The 18,513-nt window shown below is 35.3% G+C and carries 20 protein-coding genes; 2 read left to right on the forward strand and 18 right to left on the reverse strand.

Going from position 1 to position 18,513, the window contains the following annotated elements; genetic code table 11:
• Window positions 1-299: 299 nt before the first annotated feature.
• The gene (locus MHI47_RS11525; RefSeq protein ID WP_093538517.1) at window positions 300-1,682 is read left to right on the forward strand and encodes a glycine--tRNA ligase; all 1,383 of its coding nucleotides are present in this window, start codon (window positions 300-302) and stop codon (window positions 1,680-1,682) included.
• A gap of 173 nt (window positions 1,683-1,855) precedes the next feature.
• Here MHI47_RS11525 and MHI47_RS11530 read toward each other — a convergent pair whose 3' ends face one another.
• The 4 genes from MHI47_RS11530 to MHI47_RS11545 all read right to left on the reverse strand — a co-directional run bounded on the left by MHI47_RS11530 (window position 1,856) and on the right by MHI47_RS11545 (window position 5,569).
• Complete coding sequence (locus MHI47_RS11530) at window positions 1,856-2,809, reverse strand: GNAT family N-acetyltransferase (protein ID WP_093538516.1); 954 nt, start codon at window positions 2,807-2,809, stop codon at window positions 1,856-1,858.
• Window positions 2,810-2,930: 121 nt separating this feature from the next.
• The gene (locus MHI47_RS11535) at window positions 2,931-3,767 is read right to left on the reverse strand and encodes an alpha/beta fold hydrolase (RefSeq protein WP_340830906.1); all 837 of its coding nucleotides are present in this window, start codon (window positions 3,765-3,767) and stop codon (window positions 2,931-2,933) included.
• 135 nt (window positions 3,768-3,902) lie between these two features.
• The gene (locus tag MHI47_RS11540) at window positions 3,903-4,472 is read right to left on the reverse strand and encodes a group-specific protein (protein ID WP_340830908.1); all 570 of its coding nucleotides are present in this window, start codon (window positions 4,470-4,472) and stop codon (window positions 3,903-3,905) included.
• Between the two features lie 302 nt (window positions 4,473-4,774).
• Window positions 4,775-5,569, reverse strand: coding sequence for an alpha/beta hydrolase family protein (locus tag MHI47_RS11545; RefSeq protein WP_340830909.1), 795 nt, complete (start codon window positions 5,567-5,569; stop codon window positions 4,775-4,777).
• 605 nt (window positions 5,570-6,174) lie between these two features.
• Here MHI47_RS11545 and MHI47_RS11550 point away from each other — a divergent pair.
• Window positions 6,175-6,414: a hypothetical protein gene (locus MHI47_RS11550; RefSeq protein ID WP_340830911.1), complete on the forward strand. Its 240-nt coding sequence runs from the start codon at window positions 6,175-6,177 to the stop codon at window positions 6,412-6,414.
• A 156-nt stretch (window positions 6,415-6,570) separates the two neighbouring features.
• Here MHI47_RS11550 and MHI47_RS11555 read toward each other — a convergent pair whose 3' ends face one another.
• From MHI47_RS11555 to rpsU, 14 genes are all read right to left on the reverse strand, one after another.
• Window positions 6,571-7,503, reverse strand: a complete 933-nt coding sequence (locus MHI47_RS11555; protein ID WP_340830912.1) for an aminoglycoside phosphotransferase family protein — start codon at window positions 7,501-7,503, stop codon at window positions 6,571-6,573.
• 202 nt (window positions 7,504-7,705) lie between these two features.
• Window positions 7,706-8,494: a DNA repair protein RecO gene (gene recO, locus MHI47_RS11560; RefSeq protein WP_340830913.1), complete on the reverse strand. Its 789-nt coding sequence runs from the start codon at window positions 8,492-8,494 to the stop codon at window positions 7,706-7,708.
• A gap of 17 nt (window positions 8,495-8,511) precedes the next feature.
• Window positions 8,512-9,432: a GTPase Era gene (era, locus tag MHI47_RS11565; protein ID WP_093538510.1), complete on the reverse strand. Its 921-nt coding sequence runs from the start codon at window positions 9,430-9,432 to the stop codon at window positions 8,512-8,514.
• Window positions 9,419-9,826 carry a cytidine deaminase gene (locus tag MHI47_RS11570; RefSeq protein ID WP_093538509.1) on the reverse strand — a complete coding sequence of 136 codons (408 nt, stop codon included), beginning with the start codon at window positions 9,824-9,826 and terminating at the stop codon, window positions 9,419-9,421. Before MHI47_RS11570 ends, era begins: the two co-directional genes overlap by 14 nt.
• Window positions 9,827-9,838: 12 nt before the next feature.
• Window positions 9,839-10,204, reverse strand: coding sequence for a diacylglycerol kinase family protein (locus tag MHI47_RS11575; protein ID WP_093538508.1), 366 nt, complete (start codon window positions 10,202-10,204; stop codon window positions 9,839-9,841).
• Entirely contained in the window at window positions 10,191-10,676 is a 486-nt protein-coding gene (ybeY, locus tag MHI47_RS11580) for an rRNA maturation RNase YbeY (protein WP_340762738.1), read from the reverse strand. Before ybeY ends, MHI47_RS11575 begins: the two co-directional genes overlap by 14 nt.
• Before the next feature lie 19 nt (window positions 10,677-10,695).
• Window positions 10,696-12,801, reverse strand: a complete 2,106-nt coding sequence (locus MHI47_RS11585) for an HD family phosphohydrolase (protein ID WP_340830915.1) — start codon at window positions 12,799-12,801, stop codon at window positions 10,696-10,698.
• Window positions 12,802-12,930: 129 nt separating this feature from the next.
• Complete coding sequence (locus tag MHI47_RS11590; protein ID WP_093538505.1) at window positions 12,931-13,884, reverse strand: PhoH family protein; 954 nt, start codon at window positions 13,882-13,884, stop codon at window positions 12,931-12,933.
• Entirely contained in the window at window positions 13,881-14,987 is a 1,107-nt protein-coding gene (locus MHI47_RS11595; RefSeq protein WP_340830917.1) for a sporulation protein YqfD, read from the reverse strand. The genes MHI47_RS11590 and MHI47_RS11595 overlap by 4 nt, the downstream gene beginning before the upstream one ends.
• Window positions 14,984-15,226 (reverse strand): hypothetical protein, encoded by a 243-nt coding sequence (locus tag MHI47_RS11600; RefSeq protein ID WP_093538503.1) that lies wholly within the window; start codon window positions 15,224-15,226, stop codon window positions 14,984-14,986. Before MHI47_RS11600 ends, MHI47_RS11595 begins: the two co-directional genes overlap by 4 nt.
• Before the next feature lie 50 nt (window positions 15,227-15,276).
• Complete coding sequence (locus tag MHI47_RS11605) at window positions 15,277-15,702, reverse strand: hypothetical protein (RefSeq protein ID WP_340769602.1); 426 nt, start codon at window positions 15,700-15,702, stop codon at window positions 15,277-15,279.
• Window positions 15,703-15,726: 24 nt separating this feature from the next.
• The gene (gene floA, locus MHI47_RS11610) at window positions 15,727-16,725 is read right to left on the reverse strand and encodes a flotillin-like protein FloA (RefSeq protein WP_093538501.1); all 999 of its coding nucleotides are present in this window, start codon (window positions 16,723-16,725) and stop codon (window positions 15,727-15,729) included.
• On the reverse strand, window positions 16,722-18,050 hold the full coding sequence (locus tag MHI47_RS11615) for an NfeD family protein (protein WP_445678295.1): 1,329 nt from the start codon (window positions 18,048-18,050) through the stop codon (window positions 16,722-16,724). Before MHI47_RS11615 ends, floA begins: the two co-directional genes overlap by 4 nt.
• A 259-nt stretch (window positions 18,051-18,309) precedes the next feature.
• Entirely contained in the window at window positions 18,310-18,483 is a 174-nt protein-coding gene (gene rpsU, locus MHI47_RS11620; protein WP_016426884.1) for a 30S ribosomal protein S21, read from the reverse strand.
• Between the last annotated feature and the right edge of the window lie 30 nt (window positions 18,484-18,513).

Raw genomic sequence — 18,513 nt, forward strand, 5'->3', positions numbered from 1 at the left:
CTTTGTTGTTTGTCTATTCTTTCTAAGTGATTGCGAAGTAAAGTGGCTCGTGATACAATAGCTACAAATAATAAAGCGTTGAAGAGCATTAATAAGTACTACACCAAAGCGAGTGGAGATAGTGAAAGACCACATTGTAGGAAAACGGCAGCTCGGAGCTTATGCTTTTAAAGTGGATTGTTTTTTAGCAATCAATCGGGGTGGAACCGCGGGTTATAAACTCGTCCCCGGGCATTTTTGCCCGGAGACGAGTTTTTTTGTATTCCGGGTTAAAAGAAAAAATTAATGGAGGTTTTTAAATGACAATTACAATGGAAAACGTAGTTAGTTTAGCAAAACAAAGAGGTTTTGTATTTCCTGGATCTGAAATTTATGGCGGTCTAGCAAATACATGGGATTATGGCCCCCTTGGAGTGGAACTAAAAAATAACATCAAAAAAGCTTGGTGGAAAAAATTTGTACAAGAATCACCTTATAACGTAGGTTTAGACGCAGCAATTTTGATGAATCCAAAAACTTGGGTAGCATCTGGTCATATTGGTAACTTCAATGATCCTATGATTGATTGCAAAAAGTGTAAGTCACGTCACCGCGTTGATAAAATTATTGAAGACGCTTTAGACAAAAAAGGTATTGAGATGGTAATTGACGGACTTTCATTCGAGAAAATGGAAGAAATCATGAAAGAGCACAATGTAGTTTGTCCATCTTGTGGTGCTTTTGATTACACAGAAATCCGCCAATTTAACTTGATGTTCAAAACGTTCCAAGGTGTAACAGAAGCTTCTACTAATGAAATCTTCTTACGTCCTGAAACTGCACAAGGTATATTTGTAAATTATAAAAACGTGCAACGCTCTATGCGTAAAAAAATGCCTTTCGGTATTGCACAAGTAGGTAAAAGTTTCCGTAACGAAATTACACCAGGTAACTTCACGTTCCGCACAAGAGAATTCGAACAAATGGAATTAGAATTCTTCTGTAAACCAGGCGAAGATATGGAATGGTTTGAATTTTGGCGTACCTATTGTAAGGACTGGTTGTTAAACCTTGGAGTGTCTGAGGATAGCATCCGTTTACGTGATCATTCAGAGGATGAACTTTCTCATTACTCAAACGCAACAACAGATATCGAGTATAAATTCCCATTCGGTTGGGGTGAACTATGGGGTATTGCAGATCGTACTGACTTTGATCTAAAACAACATATGGAGCATTCCGGGGAAGATTTCAATTATATTGACCCAATTACGAACGAACGCTATGTACCTTATTGCATCGAACCATCTTTAGGAGCTGACCGTGTAACATTGGCATTCCTATGTGAAGCATTTGATGAGGAAGAATTAGAAGGTGGAGATATTCGTACAGTATTACGCTTCCACCCTGCTTTAGCACCGATCAAAGCAGCAATTTTACCACTGTCTAAAAAACTGTCTGAAGGTGCAACTGCTCTATTCTCAGACTTAAGTAAACATTTCATGGTAGATTTTGATGAATCCCAATCTATCGGTAAACGTTACCGCCGTCAAGATGAAATTGGAACACCTTTCTGTATCACATATGACTTCGATTCAGAAACAGATGGCCAAGTAACTGTCCGCCACCGCGATTCGATGGAACAAACAAGAATGCCAATCGCCGATGTAAAAGCATATATCGAAGATCACTTACAGTTCTAAGTGAAACTTTATTAAAATTAATAACGCAAGAATGATGGTTATCAAGTTAAACCATTATTCTTGCGTTTTTATTAACAGAGAGATAAGAGCATGCTTCATGAATTTTTGCGAAAGTTCTATTTGTTCTTTGTTAATAGCAAAAGGGCCAATAACTGTAGATTCAGAGGATAAATTTAAAATTCTCTGATACTCATTTGATTATTTTTATTCAATTGATTGTAAGCATCAATAAGCTCTTCTACTGGAACATTATCTATTTTCATACCAGACAAATCACTATTTTGTATTTCTACATTTCTTAGATTACTGTTGCTAAATTTACTTCCTTCCAGATCACATCTTTCAAATGTGATTGGCATACTTGCATCTCCAAGGTTTGTATCAATAAAATTAACTCCACCTAAAGTGACGAATATCATTTCACTGTTAGAAAGATTTAAATCGGCATAGAGTGAATTTCTAAGATTTAAATTTTGGAACTTTGAGTGGCTGAGATTACAATTGCTTATATGACTATTCATTACATTGCTGTTACTGAATGAACTTCCTTCTAAATTTACACCATAAAACTCCGTTGTTGCCATATCGCAATTCTCGTATTGGGTACTTGAAATGTTTTTATTTTTAACTAAGTTTTCTATTTCCGATGAAGTTTCTATTTGCTTTAGATAACCATATTCCTCTTCGGTTTCAAAGGTTGTTCTATAGCCCATTTTTTCATAAAAGTAATGGTTGTTAATTTGTCTACCTGACGTTTCAAGGTCCCAAGTTCTAACATTAGGAAACTCATCCTCTATTAAATTTATTGCCCTTGAACCAATACCATTACCTTGGTAGTTAGGGTCAATGAAAATACGGTCAATTCTTCCGTAACTCGCACCAGAAATAGTTATTATTATTCCACCTACAATTTCTTTATCCCGCAAGATTTTAAAATACTCCAATTCTCTAATCATATACTTAGTCATCTCAATAGAAGTATATCCTGGTGGCTGAATATTGTAATCAACTACATTTTCTTGATTTGGAAGCCACTTTTTCAATTCTTCATCAAAAGTCCTTTTCTTAATTTCTGTTAGTTTTTCAGCATCCGTAATGGTAGCTTTTGCAATGGTTATAAGTGACATTTAAGTATCCCCCCTTTGTATTTATCCTTATATTACCATGAGGTAGTGGCATTTTTTTCTTCAACTAAACTGCCTCGTTGACCACTTGCAAGCTAAAGCACCCACTTGAAGAATATTTTTATTATATTACACTTTTTAAAACTTCCTTAAATTCGAATTCTTCTTCTAAAAATGGATAGTGGTTACTTTGTTCAAAGATATGGAGTGAAGCATTTGGAATTAGTTCACTCATTTCAATTGAAAAATCCACAGGACATTGAACATCATGTCTACCACAAAGAATGATAGTTTTTGCTCTAACTGCTGATAATTGACGAGTAACATCAAAAATCAGTTGTTCTCTACTAAAAAAGTTCAATCTATTTGCAGACAGTTTTTTAGAGATATTTTTCGAGAAGTATTGATCAAAATTTTCTGGTTCAAATAAAGATAGTTGAGTTCTTTCTTTAGACAATCTATTCCGTTCATCTCCCGTAAGGCTTTGCGGTTTTAGTAGTTCCATCAATTCTTGCATCCGTTTAAATTTAGGATGTCCTTCATTGTAAATACACCTACTTGATGTTGAACTATATTCTCTTGCAGAGGAGCCTACAATAATAAGGGATTTTAAAGAAGATGAAAAATGAATTCCATAAAGAACACCAATCATTCCACCAGTTGAATGTCCAGCGAATGTCCAGGATAGGTATCCATACACTTTTCGAATCTCTTCAAGGTCAAGTACTGCGTCCACCATGCTTAATTCATGTGCATTTCCTGCTTTATCGGAGTTCCCTGCGTCTTTTAAATTAACTAAAAAGACTTTATTATTTTCTATAAATGTTTCTGCAAAGTAGTCTCCAGACTCATTAAATTCCGAATAATGATGAGTTATACAAACAGGTTCACCCTCTCCCTTTACAAACACCTCAAAGCGTCCACGATTAGTTTCAATCAACTCTTTTTTCCACTCCGACATAACAAACTACCTCCTTTAAAATCATCTCTATATTTCTTCTTCAACTGAACTGCGGCGTAGGTTCAATTAGAAAAAAGGCTTTACTCCTCTTAGTAGAACAAGTCGCAGACTTATCTTACTTATTATTTAAACTAATTATGTTTTAACTGGAGCAACACTCCAGTTAATCTTATTAACACCTTTTACATTAATGTTTCCTAAACTCAAAATATGAGGAATATATGCGAACATCCCAAAGTTAACACCTTTTTTATGTTCAACTGTGAAGTAAGCTAATGTGTCCGATGGCAAAGACGAACATTCTCCATATGAAATTATATCAATGATTTGAACTTCCTCATCAGGTATATCTTTAGCTGGACCGTTATAATTTTCTTTATTATAGAAATATATAGCATTTTTATTTTCTACCAATTTATTCGTTGGTATTTCATAAAACACCAAATCTTTTTTAATACTTACTCCAAGAGAATGTAAAGCTTCATAGACATAGTAAGGATGAAGCGGTAGTAAAAAAATTACATCATTCCATAAACAATTTAATTTGGGAATGCTTTTCAATAATAAGCTCGCCCTTTCTGGATGGTTAAAATACTTTTTTGAGTAGGTTTCATAAAGCTCGGGATGCAACAATTTTATCTCATTAAGAGAAATAAGAAGTTCCCTCTTCATTTCTTTTGGCACCATATGATAAACATAATCCATCAAAATACCTCCCCAAATAAGTTTTATTCCTAAAATGACAATTCCCTATATATTCTTTAATTCCCTTTTCTTGACTCATACTACCTAGGAAACTTGAAGATAAACAGACTGATAATTTATGGAATAATATGCTATAATTGAATTAACTTAAAGACAGGAAACCGCTAGAGAAGAAGTACATTCTCTAGCGGTTTTATATTGTTCTGCCAACTCCCACCTAAAATAACCTACGGCTTTTATATCAATAAGAAAAAAAGCTGCCTTTGGCAACCCATGATTTTTAACTAAAGTACCTCATTAGTTCAAGAACTTGAACTTTCTTTTAAAGTTTCCAGTGAATCGGTCACTGACTTCCATGCCGATGACGGATCGATAACCATAAAATGTTCTACTTCTGGAAGTACTACCAAACGAACTTTATCGCCCTGTTCAATAGCCCTACGATGATACTCAATACTTAAATCAACTGGCACATGGAGGTCTAATTCACCATGAATCAAAATTTGCTCGACATTCAAAGGCAACAATTCTATCGGTGAAGCTAACCTAAAACGTTCAGATACTTCTTGGGGTGATCCTCCAATAAAAGACGCTACGGGACTATTCATCCCTTTTTCCTCATGGATTTCCCACATCTTCCTCAAATCCACGACCCCTGCCAAACTTATTACGCTCCGTATAGGTATCAGCAACGTTTTACCGATCTCGTTCGTTTGAAATTTGTTAAATCGGGATGCCAACCAGAGAGCCAAATGTCCCCCTGCTGAATGCCCAAGGATAACTACCCGAGAGAGATCGAGCTGAAAGCGTTCCTTAAGTTGGGTGAGGTGATTTACAGCATCTATAACATCAATAAATGTTCCCGGCCAACCTCCACCATCTTCTCCGACTCGACGATACTCAATATTCCAAGTAGCATAACCACGACGAGTCAAATCTTCATCAATTGGTGAATTTTCTTCAAGTCCGTATTTCGATTGCCAAAAACCACCATGAATCGTAATAACTACTGGACTTAGTCCAGATAAATCCGGCATACGCAATACACCGAATTGGGACGGGTGATCTCCATATGATATATGAAAAGTTTCTGTCAATATAAAAACCCCTTTCACTATAATAAGTAACTATCTATTTTCTAAACTACGCTACCTCTTTAATTCAACAAGAAAACCCATATCTCCTGTTTTATTGAACTAACCTGCACCTTTAGTTCAATAAAAAAGGCTTTACTCTTCTTAAAGTAAAACACCCGTTAGCTTAACAATATTTAATGTCGTTTTTATTTGTAATGTCGTTTTTTTACATTTGGAAATTCACTGCTGTTAATTTTGTTCCAAATTTTTAATTCACTTGGATAACAATTATTAATCGAATGTTTTTCACTCACCAAAAATATTTTATCGAAGACCTCATGTATCACTATAGCTAATTTTTCAAAAGAGAATTTAATCCTTCTTGAACTAAAACATCCATAAGTTGAATAAGACCTTCTCTTTTATTACCTTATGGCCGTACTGCTTATTAACCAACTTGCTAAGTGTTTTCAGTCATTCTGTGGTACTATCATTTAGTACATATTGAAAGGAATTTTGCCATGGATATTTTAAACAAGTTGATCAGCATACCGAGCTTGTAGGGAGTACCGCTACATTCCTTGATGCTCCTTGCAAGCTTGGGTTTCTCAAGGGAGCTGATTCACATGAAAAACCGTACCAAAGCCTATACTCATCACCAGCGAGAGCGAATCATTCAAAAAAAGTTGTCGATTTTACACACTGTCTTTCAATTGGAAGACGAGTACTTGCCTATACGCGGTACATTAAGCAAAGGAAAAGTTCACTGTTCTTGTAAGCTGTGCCGATTTGAGCAATATTACGCAATTCCTAAAGCTAAACATAAAGCAAAATTGAAAGCGATGCAAAAAGAAATAGACGATTAAGTCTATTTCCTTTTTTATGTCGTATTATAAGTAAAATGCGACATAGAACTCCCTTTCTCATCTTCAACTAAACAGCTGCATTACATTGAAGGTATTCCAGTTCCAATCTTTGCTACTAATTGATTATTTTAAGGATATAGTTAGTTTTTTCGTTTCTTATAGAACTTCCCAATAATTTTTATTATTTAAATTTTTAACACACCATTGATAATGACCGTCTTCGCAATTATGAGAATAAAGATTGGCAGATATATAGCTATATATTAGAACATAGAAATATAATCTCTTTCTAACATCTGCACCTAGTGTTGAAATAATTATGTTTAGATATCTCTCATATATATTTGCATTCAACTCATTATACATATCAAAACATACCCATCCTATTGCTATATCAAATAAGTTGTCCCCGTACATTGTCATTAATCCAAAATCTATTAATCCTGTAACCTTCCCACTCTCATTAATCATTACGTTCCCAGGATAAAAATCTCCGTGAATTAAAGAATATTCACCTTCATAACCTAATGACAATATTTCTACTAATTGTTTAACTTTAGCATCATAATTCACAACATCTCTTTTTAAATAAGACTCCAGTTCCTTTTGTTTTCGAAAAATTTCTTCTTTCAATAAATCAAACCAACTAATTATATTTAATGATGAAATCTGCTGATCATTGAATAGGATGTATCCTTCGAGATTAGGTTTTATTTTCACAGATTTCAATTCAATATTTGCATTAAGATAAGTTTCCATCATATTATTTTGTTCTATATAATTCATCTTTGAGAGCATACTTTGTAAATTATTACCTTCAATTCGTTTTTCAATAGTTACTAATATGCCGTTTTCCTCAAAGGTATCGTAAATAAAGGGAAGCTCATAGCTCAAAGAACTTGAATCAATCTTGGAGTAAAAACCTTTTAGAATTCTTTGCTTATTTGAATCGGACATATCATTATACAATTTCACAACTTTATTATCGTCATAAGCATAAACCTCGGATTCCATGCCTGAACCTAAAAAATTTGATTTAGAAATACCGAATTTATCCAATATTATTGATTTAGCATTAAATTTTGTCATCTAACACCTCTATATTTTCTTTTAAAAATGATTTTACTTCCTCTTGAAGTAAAACACTCGTTAGTTTAAGTACATCGTTTCACATTCTTAATTAAACCTCTTCTTTTGTATATGCATTAACTCCACAATTCAATATAAGTTCACAACTCTCCGTGTGAAGCATAGCATTAAAATAGCCAATAAAAAAACCAAGTCCAAAGAATTACTCTTCTTCGGGACTTGGTTTTTCTTTTTTAGGTGTGAAAAACTCTGGGGTTTTCTCCATTTGATCCAAGAAGTGTTGGGACTTTAATCGAATTCCGACCTGTTCACTATAAATAGTGCGCACAATCTTTTTGATAAAGCCCTTCGTTTCTTTTTTTAGTGTTAACTTCCCTACTTGATCAATAGGAACTGTATAGAAAGTTCGGATAAGCTTCACTTGGGATGGAGAAAGTCTAATTATATATGGGTCAATGGAAAAACAACGATGACAAAGAAATCCGATTTGAGAAAAAGAAAAAGCAAACTCCCCATCTGTTGCACCACAATTGGTACATTGATGAAGCGTTGGATAAATACCTGCTGTCGGGAGAAGCTTCCATTCCACAAACAAACTTATCGCCTCTGGATCATACTCTTCTGAAATTGCATGTAACGCTTGCTGCAAAATCTCAAATAGCTGTGGCTTTGGTGCCTCATCATCGATTAATTTATCTACTAACTCCATGATAAAACTTGCATACGCTGTAGTAAAAATATCTTCTCGAATAGACCGCATCGAGTCAATAATTTCACCTTGCTGCAAAGTCCCCATTCCTTTTCCTTGCTGAATCAAAAAATAGCCGTACGTAAAAGGCTGTGAGATCGAAGCTAAACGACTAGTTGGTTTTTTTGCCCCTCGAGCCATCGCTGCTCTCTTCCCTAATTCACGTGAAAAAATGGTAACGATTTTATTCGATTCGCCATAAGGAGAAGTTCGTAAGACAATACCCTCTACTTTTTGTAGCAATTGCCTTCCCTTCTTTCTTAGTACTCATCGTCTCTAAAACCATAATCTTTCAAATGCGCTGATTTATTGCGCCAATCTTTTTGTACTTTAACCCATAATTCTAAGTAAACATTTGTTCCTAACAACATTTCGATATCCTTACGTGCTCTTGTTCCAACTTCTTTCAGTAAAGCACCTTTTTTACCGATGACAATTCCTTTTTGGGAATCTCGTTCTACTATAATTGTTGCAGAAACACGAATCATATCTTTTTCGGTATCTTCTTCTTTTTTGATTTTATCAATTACAACCGCAATTGAATGTGGAATTTCTTCTCTCGTCAAATGCAAAACTTTTTCACGGATTAGTTCAGAAATAATAAACCTTTCTGGGTGATCTGTTACTTGGTCAGCCGGGTAGTATTGTGGTCCTTGTGGTAAATAGGATTGAATTGTTTCTAGTAATTTCTCCACATTATTACCTTGAAGGGCAGAAATTGGTAGAACCTCCGCGAAATTATATTTCTTTGTATAGGACTCAATTATATCTACTAATTTTTCAGGATGAACCTGGTCAATTTTATTGATCACAAGGAATACAGGGGTTTCGTTATTTTCTAACATTTCCATTATATACTCGTCAATTTTGCCTCTTGGTTCTACTGCGTTAACCATGAATATAATTACATCTACTTCACGAAGAGTATTTTTGGCAACTTTAAGCATAAAATCGCCAAGTTTGTGTTTCGGAATATGAATTCCTGGTGTGTCGATGAAAATCATTTGACTGTTTTCTAAGGTAAGCACACCTTGTACTTTGTTTCTAGTTGTTTGGGGTTTGTCACTCATTATCGCTATTTTTTGCCCAATTACTCGATTTAAAAATGTAGATTTCCCTACATTTGGTCTACCTATTATTGATATAAATCCTGATTTATAATTCTCATTATTTTGCAGCATAATCCATGTCCTCCGTTTTAAAGGCTCCAGGTAATAATTCTGCTACCGTCGTTTCCGATACATTTCCTTTTAAATTTGTTAAGTAAACAGGCATATCTGGATCACAAAATTCAGCTATAACTTGTCTGCATGCTCCACAAGGAGAAATAGGTCCTTCTGTATCGCCTGAAATAGCAATTGCAGAAAATTCTTTTTTTCCTTCTGACACGGCCTTAAAGATGGCAGTACGCTCTGCGCAATTTGTTAATCCAAACGATGCATTTTCAATATTACAACCAAGGAATACTTCTCCATCTCTTGTTAAAAGTGCTGCCCCTACTTGAAATTTTGAGTATGGAACATATGCTGTTTCTCTTGCTGTTATGGACGCTTTTAATAACATTTCTTTATTCAAAATAATTCACCTCTATAATATGATTCCCGACCATTTCGGGATAAATATGATTAAACCAACAATTACAGTACAAATAGCATATATTAAGCAGGCTCCAGCAGCTAAGTCTTTTGCTTGTTTAGCTAGTGGGTGTAATTCCGGCGTCACCAAATCGACGACACGTTCTATGGACGCATTTACTAATTCTATCATGAACATGCCAAAAATCGAAATCACAATGATTATCCACTCAAATGCAGATAGACCAGTTGCCGCTGCTGCTATTACAACAACTATTGCTGCTAGTAAATGAAAACGAAAGTTTTGTTCACTTTTAACTACGTGATAAATTCCATTAGCAGCATAGATAAACGACCGAAAAAATTTACGAGGGTTCATGGCCTTCACGTTTTAACCCAAAAGCTTGTAATATAGATTCTTGTAGTCCAAACATCTCTTTTTCTTGCTGTTCAGTCCCATGATCATAACCTAACAAATGTAAGAAGCCATGAACGGCCAAGAAACACAGCTCTCGCTCAAATGAGTGTTGATAAGTTTCTGCTTGTTCCGTTGCACGTTGGACAGATATGATAATATCCCCTAAAAGGGTTGGAATATCTGCATTTATAATTTCAACTTCCCCTTCTCCCATTTCTTCCATTGCAAAGGAGATTACATCTGTTGCCATATCTTTGTTGCGATATGTTTTATTAATTTCTTGAATTGCCTCATTCGTTACGAAGGTTACACTAACCTCACTGCCCTCTTTTACAGAAAGTTGTTCTCCAGCAGATTGTAATACTTTTCCTACAAGAGCTAATGTTTCTTCGGGTATAGAATTTGTTTCATCCATTAAATCTAGTTCTAGCATATTTTTGGCTCCTCATAAATTATTTTGGATATTCAATCCGAGAGTGAAATGTTCCATTCATCGTAGTACAAAAACTTTCTTCCATTTTCTTTATTTCCTTAAGTGATAGATCACATTCATCGAATTGCCCGTCTAGTATTTTTTCTTTAATAATAGACTGTATCAATTTTTTAATTTTATCAGCATTTGGCTCTTTCATCGAGCGAACAGCTGCTTCAACGCTATCTGCAACCGATATGATGGCAATTTCTTTTGTTTGCGGTTTTGGACCTGGATAACGGTATTCGTCTTCTTCCACTTTATCATTAATCTCTTTCTCTTTAAAATAAAAGAATTTCAATAGGCTTGTACCATGATGTTGCGCCGCTACATCTACAATTTCTTTCGGTAATTTATGTTTCCTCAAAATCTTCGCACCATCCACTGCATGTGCAATAATAATATCTCTACTCGCTTCTGGAGATAAAGAATCATGAGGATTATAACCATTGACTTGATTTTCGATGAAAAATCCTGGCCTGTTTGTTTTACCAATATCATGATAGTAACAGCCAACGCGTGCCAATAAACCGTTTGCCCCAACTACTTCACAAGCAGCTTCTGCTAAATTTGCCACCATTAAACTATGATGATATGTACCAGGTGTCTCGGTTAAAATTTTCTTTAACAAAGGATGGTTGGGATTTGATAATTCTATGAGTCTCATGGAAGATAAAATACCAAAGAAAGATTCAAAAAAAGGTAATATCCCAATAGTCATTGCCCCAGATAATATCCCTGAAGCAAGAGCTGCTCCGATGTAAAATAATATATCCGTAATTTCATATGAAGCCTTCGTCATTAACAAATAAAATATAATAAAGACAATATTCACAGAAGATACGATTAGACTAGAGCGCAATATTTGAGAATTAGTTTGCATCCTTTGCATGGCGAAAATTCCTGCAACGCCCCCAAATAATATGTATAAAGAAGCTTCCATTTGAAATACGAGTGTATAGCCTTCTTGAAAGATAATACCTGCATATGCAGCTGATACAAAATTGGAAATATACGCTGCACGTTCATCGACCAATAAATAAACTAGCATTGCAACCATTGCAGTAGGTATTAAAAACGCAATAATTACATCAAAATTAGATGCAACAGATTGAATTACCTTCATCATTAGTACAGATAAAATAACACTGAAGGCAACAACAATTAAATTTTTAGAATTGTTTATCGTTTTTTTCCTTTTACTGATTGTTTGTCCCAATAATACCCACATGGTGAGTGCAACAAATATAGCTACTCCAAGATATGGCTTATAGGATGCCTTATTCGTAAGCATGCCAAGCAATTCCAACTGTCGATAAACATCTCGATCAATAATTTCACCCTTTTGAACGAGAATTTGGCCTTGAAGTATACGAGTAGGTTCAACACTTGCTTTCGCCTGTTCTATTCGTTCTTGTGTTAAAATCTCATTTTCTACTTCCGTTGGCACAATAGAGGTTTTTGCAATATTAATGAGCACATTTCTATAATCCTGTGAATATAAAAAAATGTTATTTACTTGCTGACCAATTTTTTCTCTGGAAATAGATATATTCTCCAGTCTAATTGGTTCACTTAAGTTCTTCTCTACTAGTTCCGATAATTTCGTTTTTGAATCTTCTAAAATACTATTATTTTGGTTAATTAATGTAGCTAACATTTCATCGTTAAGTGGAACATAACTCGCATTCTCTGCCAGCTCTTCCATATCTTTTTTCAGTTTTCCTACTAAAGTTGCTGGGGTATCTTCTTCGGGCTTTGCATTTTCTTTTACGTGTAAAACACTATCAAAAATAGATTTAACTATAGCAGCCTGGTTAGCAGCCGTTTCATCTTGAAATTGATAAACAGCTGGGACTTCTAGCTCTGTTCTTTTACGTTCTTGCTCTGTTTTTTCCGAGTCTTCCATAGTTTTAACTGCTCTGATTGTATCAGGTGAAAGCTGGAATAATTCAAAATCATATTTACTTTCCTTTACATTTCCAATGAGTAAAAAGAACAAACAAATCGCTGTTATAAAAGTAACGATGAAAGGGAGATACCTACTATTTTTCCATTCTCTCCACTTTATAAGGATTTTTTTCATTTCTTCTCATCCCCCCACCAACTAGTTATTCCATTATACCTTATTTTTTTCACAATTCACTAATGTTTCCCAATTAACAAAGAAGCAACCGTCTAAACATAGACAATTGCTTCTTTTAAGAATTGGATATTATAGTTCTTCATATGCTTGTATAATTTTAGCAACTAACGGATGGCGTACTACATCCCCTTGCTCCAAATATTGGAAATGAATTCCCGCAACATTTTTCAATATTTTTTCTGTAACGATTAAACCAGATTCTGCACCTTTTGGTAAGTCAATTTGTGTTTTATCACCAGTGATTACCATTTTAGAACCAAATCCCAGACGTGTTAAGAACATCTTCATTTGAGCTTTTGTTGTATTCTGTGCTTCATCTAAAATAACAAATGCGTCATCTAATGTACGACCTCGCATATAGGCTAAAGGTGCAATTTCAATTGTACCTCGCTCCATAAGTCGATCCGTTTGTTCTGTTCCTAATACATCATGGAGCGCATCGTATAACGGCCGTAAATAAGGGTCTACCTTCTCTTTTAAGTCTCCGGGTAGGAATCCTAGACTTTCTCCTGCTTCGACTGCTGGGCGTGTTAAAATGATTTTTTTCACATGAGCATTTTTAAGTGCTTGTGTAGCCATTACTACCGCTAAATACGTTTTACCGGTACCTGCAGGCCCAATTCCGAAAGTAAGATCTGTATGTCTAATTCCTTGGATATATTCCCGTTGCCCTATTGTTTTTGCTCTAATCGCTTTACCTTTTGTATTTCGTGCTATTTCTTCGTCATATAAACTTGAAAAATACTCAATTGTACCGTTCAAGCTCATTTCTATTGCGGAAGATACATCACGCAAATTGATATTGATCCCTTTTCGAATGACTGCTAATAGTTGAATCATAAGCTGTCTAGCATCTTCTACATTCTTTTCTTCACCAATAATCTGAATTTGTTCACCTCTAGTAATAAGTTGAACTTTTAGCTCCGCTTCAATAAGTTTTACATTTTTATCCGAGATGCCAAGCAGCATTACCGCTTCTGCTGGATCTTGCAAATTAATATCTAATTGTTTAGTTTCGCTCATGATTCGTCTCCTTGGGGTATAACATGTGGTATTGCAATATTTTCATTTATCAGTAAAAGTATCTTCCCTTTTACTTTATCATCTTGTATTGATACCTGTAAAACTTTATCTTCTAATAATTGAGTTCCTGTAGGTAATTCTTTCATAATTTTTTGAAAAAGTAATGGTCTTATGAGATGTTCTATGGACTGTTCCGTTAGTGAATAAGTTATATGGTGATTCTTTTGTACATAACCTGCCTGAACGTATTTCTGGATGAAAGCGGGTAACTGTATTTCTTTCCAAAACTTCTGTTTATTATCCACCTTTTTCTGGATGATCAATTCTTTTGAGTTCGGATTAGTAACAGCAACTTGCGTTGGCAGTTCAAATGATAGCTCTACCCAATAGCTAGCGTATACCTTTCCTTCTGCACTTGTTAAAATCCTTTTGTTTCCTTGGGTGACAAAACCATTAACTAAGACATCTCCTTTTTTTACAGAGATGTTCTTTTCAACAGCTCTCACCCCTTTTGTTAAGATAAAATCTGTAATGACTCCACTTCTCTTGGCTACAAGATTTACAGCAGGTGCATCCTTTAGCTCTTTTGCTGTTTGAGGTGGCGCCAACATTGGAGCTACCGTAAATATAGACCCGGATTTTGAAAAGTGAACCCATGAATACTCTTTATGTTTTAATAAAATATTTTGGCGTATCTCTTGCTCTGACGGCAACTTTGAGGCAAACATTCTCTCTTTAATACCCATCTCTTTTAACTGCTCAGTTAGTAGAATATTACTTTCCGGTGAATCCGACTCAATATGAACGGTCCATATAAATTGGGCAAATATAATTGGAATTACGATAAAGAAGAAAACTCCCATTATGGACCATGAATAAAAAGAGATGGTACTTTCTTTTAGTTCATCTTCTAATTTAATCGGCATCTTCAGTTTTTTTCTTAATTTCCGAAACGCATTCAAATCTTTTGCTTGAATAGAAAAGTTTATATGAGTATCGTTTGTATGAAGCCGATAAACTTCAATATTTTGTTCCTTTAAAGCCTTATAAAGCGTAAACTGATCTGTAGAAATTGGTGCTTGAATTTTGATAAGACGCTTCATACCGTTTTTTCCTTCCTAGTTATATTAAAGAACTGAAGATTATGCACATGTAGATGCAACTTATCACTGGACATCGATTTTATGTGCAACTTTTCGGCATGAATTTCTAAAAGAAAATGGTCATAGGAACAGACTAAACTATTTTCTTTTAACCGTATTAAGGAAAATTCATAATCCAATACAATATCATCAAAATTATCTAACATAATACTCGCATGGAGTGGAAATAACTGCTTCACAAAAAACACCCCTTTACATGAATTTATGCATGTAAAGGGGTGTTCATGAGTTATCTTTTAGATTTTGGTGGAGCAAGTATTTCGGAAAAAATAATTGCTCTGATCAATTCGTCCTCACTGCTAGGCAGCATAGAGTTTACCGGAGTAGTTTCTGGACGTAGAGGGGCACTTTCCTGATGAGTACTCAATCTACCAGAAGTTCTTGCCACTCCTTGATTTCGCTTAACCTCTCGCTCCATTTTCTCCACTACAGGCACTTCTCTTACGACAGGAGGTTTTGTTTTTTTCTCCTGCTGTCGTTCATTCGTAAACTGTTTAGCAAAATCACCTAATTCTTTAAAAGGATTTTCTGAAACAGTTTTACGTGAAGGAGTACTATTTACAGGTTTTTCAACCGTCTTTTTGTCTGGTTCTTTCTTTTTATTAAAGAAAACACTAAAAAGTAATGCGATGATTATAGGAATAAAGGCTTCCAAGGAGATTGCCTCCTTTCTGCTATATTATTTTAGCTCGTCAGTAGAAGGTTTTTCTCCGCCAACTTTACTAATAGAATCTCTCATACCAGTATCAGCTTTAATATTATTGTAATTCATGTAATCCATCACACCAATATTACCTTCACGTAGCGCTTCAGCCATTGCTAATGGAACAGCAGCTTCCGCTTCTACTACTTTCGAACGCATCTCTACAACTTTTGCTTTCATCTCTTGTTCAGATGCTACAGCCATTGCACGACGTTCCTCAGCTTTTGCTTGGGCAATTTTCTTATCTGCCTCTGCTTGCTCTGTTTGTAGTTCTGCACCAATGTTCTTACCTATATCAACGTCCGCAATATCAATCGATAGAATTTCGAAGGCAGTACCAGAATCTAATCCTTTTGCTAAAACAGTTTGAGAGATTAAATCTGGATTTTCAAGTACGCGTTCATGACTTACACTAGAACCAATTGTTGAAATAATCCCTTCACCAACACGAGCTACGATTGTTTCTTCACCAGCACCACCGACTAAACGGTCAATATTGGCACGAACTGTAATACGCGCTTTTGCTTTAACTTCGATACCGTTCATTGCCACACCTGCGATAAATGGTGTTTCAATAACTTTTGGATTTACGGACATTTGCACCGCTTCCAATACGTCACGACCAGCTAAATCGATCGCTGCAGCTCTTTCAAATGTTAGTTCAATGTTTGCACGATGTGCCGCTATTAAAGCGTTAACCACACGGTCTACGTTACCTCCAGCAAGGTAATGACTTTCCAGCTGATTGATTGAAACTTCAAGACCCGCTTTATGAGCTTTGATCAATGGGTTAACAATACGTGAAGGAATAACACGACGTAACCTCATCCCTACTAATGTAAAGATACTAATTTTCACTCCTGCTGCTAGTGCAGAAATCCATAACGTAATTGGGAAAAATGTGAAAAATACTGATAGTACTACAAATGCTAATACTATAACGATGATTAAAGTAACTGTTGAGCCTGTAATCATTCTGTTACCTCCCCTTCTACTGCTTCTCGAACGACGATACGAGAGCCTTCCACTTTAATAATTTTAACATATTTATCTTTTCCGATAAAACTACCATCTGAAACTGCGTCAATTCTTTCATTATCGATACGTATAGTTCCCGAAGGTCTAAGTGGTGTCATTGTCACTGCAAATTTTCCGACAAGTTCCACTCGATTTTTATTGGAAACATATCCTTTTTCAGTTGTAGTCGCATCCGACAAGATTACTTTATTTAACACTTTTAATTCCCTACCAAAGAATTTCATAATAATCACCATTCCCACTATAGCTACTGTTAATGCAATTATAACGGCGATAATCATTTGCTCAATATCGCCACCAGCTAATACTATACTTATAATAATAGCTGCCGCCCCTAATATACCACTAATTCCTCCGGGCAGGAAGAACTCCGCGACAATAAGTAAAACACCAATCACAAAAATAATGATTGTTTCATAGCCAGCAAGACCTGCAACTAAATGTCCGAAAAAGAACAGAACTAACGAAATTAACCCCATTGTACCAGCGACACCAAAACCTGGCGAATACAATTCGACGATTAAACCTAAACTTGCAATTGATAACAGGATTGGAACGATAATTGGATTGGTTATAAAACGTGCAAGCGATTCCATAAAGGTCTCTTCTGTTTCAATTATTTTCGCTCCAGAAAGCTTAGTAACTTCAAGTAATTCATCAAATGAACTAACGGTTGCTTCTGAATAGCCTACTTCTAATGCTTCCGCTGAAGAAAGTGTCAATAACTTACCGACAGGGGCTCTATATTCAGGTAAGTCTACGGTATCATCTGCCATAGCTTGAGCATATATAGGTTCTTTACCCGTTAACTCAGCAGCGTTTTTCATCTTCGCTTTCCATGCACTATTTGCTTTTTCACCTGCAGTGTTTCCACTACCTTCAATGACTGCTGCTGCACCGATTGTTCCGCTAGGGGACATATAAATTTCATCTGTATGAAGTGCTAAATAAGCACCTGCTGATAATGCTTCAGAGTTAATATACGCAATTTTACGAATCGATGTGGAATCCAATAAATTAGCAATATCTTCTGCCGAATCTACAAAACCTCCAGGTGTATTAATCTCAAAAATAATTGCCTCTGCTCCAGCCTCTTCTGCTTCATGGATTGAACGTTTCAGAAAAGCATATAATCCTTTTTCCACTTCATCGTATACTGGTACTTTATAAACTTCTGTAGTTTGTGCTGTTATAATAGGAATCATCATTCCAAATGATAAGACTAATAAACAAAGAGAAACGACATAGCGAGTCAATTTCACCACTTAACCTCCTTTCTTCTATATGTATACTCCTATTTACGGATGAACTTTCAAAAAGTTTCATAAAATAAAAATAAACCGAGAAAATAAATTTTCTCGGTTTACATAATTGTAAATTTTAATCATAAAGTACGTGTTTTGAACGTAGGGATGGTTGGGAATAAATACCACTTACGTTAACGTGCAGCTTCTGATTTCTTTTTACGTTTCCGCTCAGGTTTTAGAAACCATAGCTTCGAAGCTTAGTAAATAAAGTAAATTAGAATTTACGTTTACGGGCAGCTTCAGATTTCTTTTTACGCTTTACGCTTGGTTTTTCATAAAACTCGCGCTTTCTAACCTCTTGAATTGTACCACTTTTAGATACAGTACGTTTGAAGCGGCGAAGAGCATCTTCAAGCGATTCGTTTTTACGAACGACAGTTTTTGACATCTCTTTTTCCCTCCCTCCGAACACACGTCA

It is taken from the genome of Psychrobacillus sp. FSL H8-0487, from assembly GCF_038008385.1.
In the GTDB taxonomy this organism is placed as follows: Bacteria; Bacillota; Bacilli; order Bacillales_A; family Planococcaceae; genus Psychrobacillus; species Psychrobacillus psychrotolerans.

Bases quoted from the DNA above. Each gene is read 5' to 3' on its own strand.
- MHI47_RS11590 (WP_093538505.1), bottom strand. From the start codon at position 13,884: ATGAGCGAAACTAAACAATTAGATATTAATTTGCAAGATCCAGCAGAA.
- MHI47_RS11550 (WP_340830911.1), top strand. From the start codon at position 6,175: ATGAAAAACCGTACCAAAGCCTATACTCATCACCAGCGAGAGCGAATC.
- MHI47_RS11555 (WP_340830912.1), bottom strand. From the start codon at position 7,503: ATGACAAAATTTAATGCTAAATCAATAATATTGGATAAATTCGGTATT.
- rpsU (WP_016426884.1), bottom strand. From the start codon at position 18,483: ATGTCAAAAACTGTCGTTCGTAAAAACGAATCGCTTGAAGATGCTCTT.
- MHI47_RS11525 (WP_093538517.1), top strand. From the start codon at position 300: ATGACAATTACAATGGAAAACGTAGTTAGTTTAGCAAAACAAAGAGGT.
- era (WP_093538510.1), bottom strand. From the start codon at position 9,432: ATGCTGCAAAATAATGAGAATTATAAATCAGGATTTATATCAATAATA.
- MHI47_RS11535 (WP_340830906.1), bottom strand. From the start codon at position 3,767: ATGTCGGAGTGGAAAAAAGAGTTGATTGAAACTAATCGTGGACGCTTT.
- MHI47_RS11540 (WP_340830908.1), bottom strand. From the start codon at position 4,472: ATGGATTATGTTTATCATATGGTGCCAAAAGAAATGAAGAGGGAACTT.
- MHI47_RS11575 (WP_093538508.1), bottom strand. From the start codon at position 10,204: ATGAACCCTCGTAAATTTTTTCGGTCGTTTATCTATGCTGCTAATGGA.
- MHI47_RS11595 (WP_340830917.1), bottom strand. From the start codon at position 14,987: ATGAAGCGTCTTATCAAAATTCAAGCACCAATTTCTACAGATCAGTTT.
- floA (WP_093538501.1), bottom strand. From the start codon at position 16,725: ATGATTACAGGCTCAACAGTTACTTTAATCATCGTTATAGTATTAGCA.
- MHI47_RS11530 (WP_093538516.1), bottom strand. From the start codon at position 2,809: ATGTCACTTATAACCATTGCAAAAGCTACCATTACGGATGCTGAAAAA.
- ybeY (WP_340762738.1), bottom strand. From the start codon at position 10,676: ATGCTAGAACTAGATTTAATGGATGAAACAAATTCTATACCCGAAGAA.
- MHI47_RS11585 (WP_340830915.1), bottom strand. From the start codon at position 12,801: ATGAAAAAAATCCTTATAAAGTGGAGAGAATGGAAAAATAGTAGGTAT.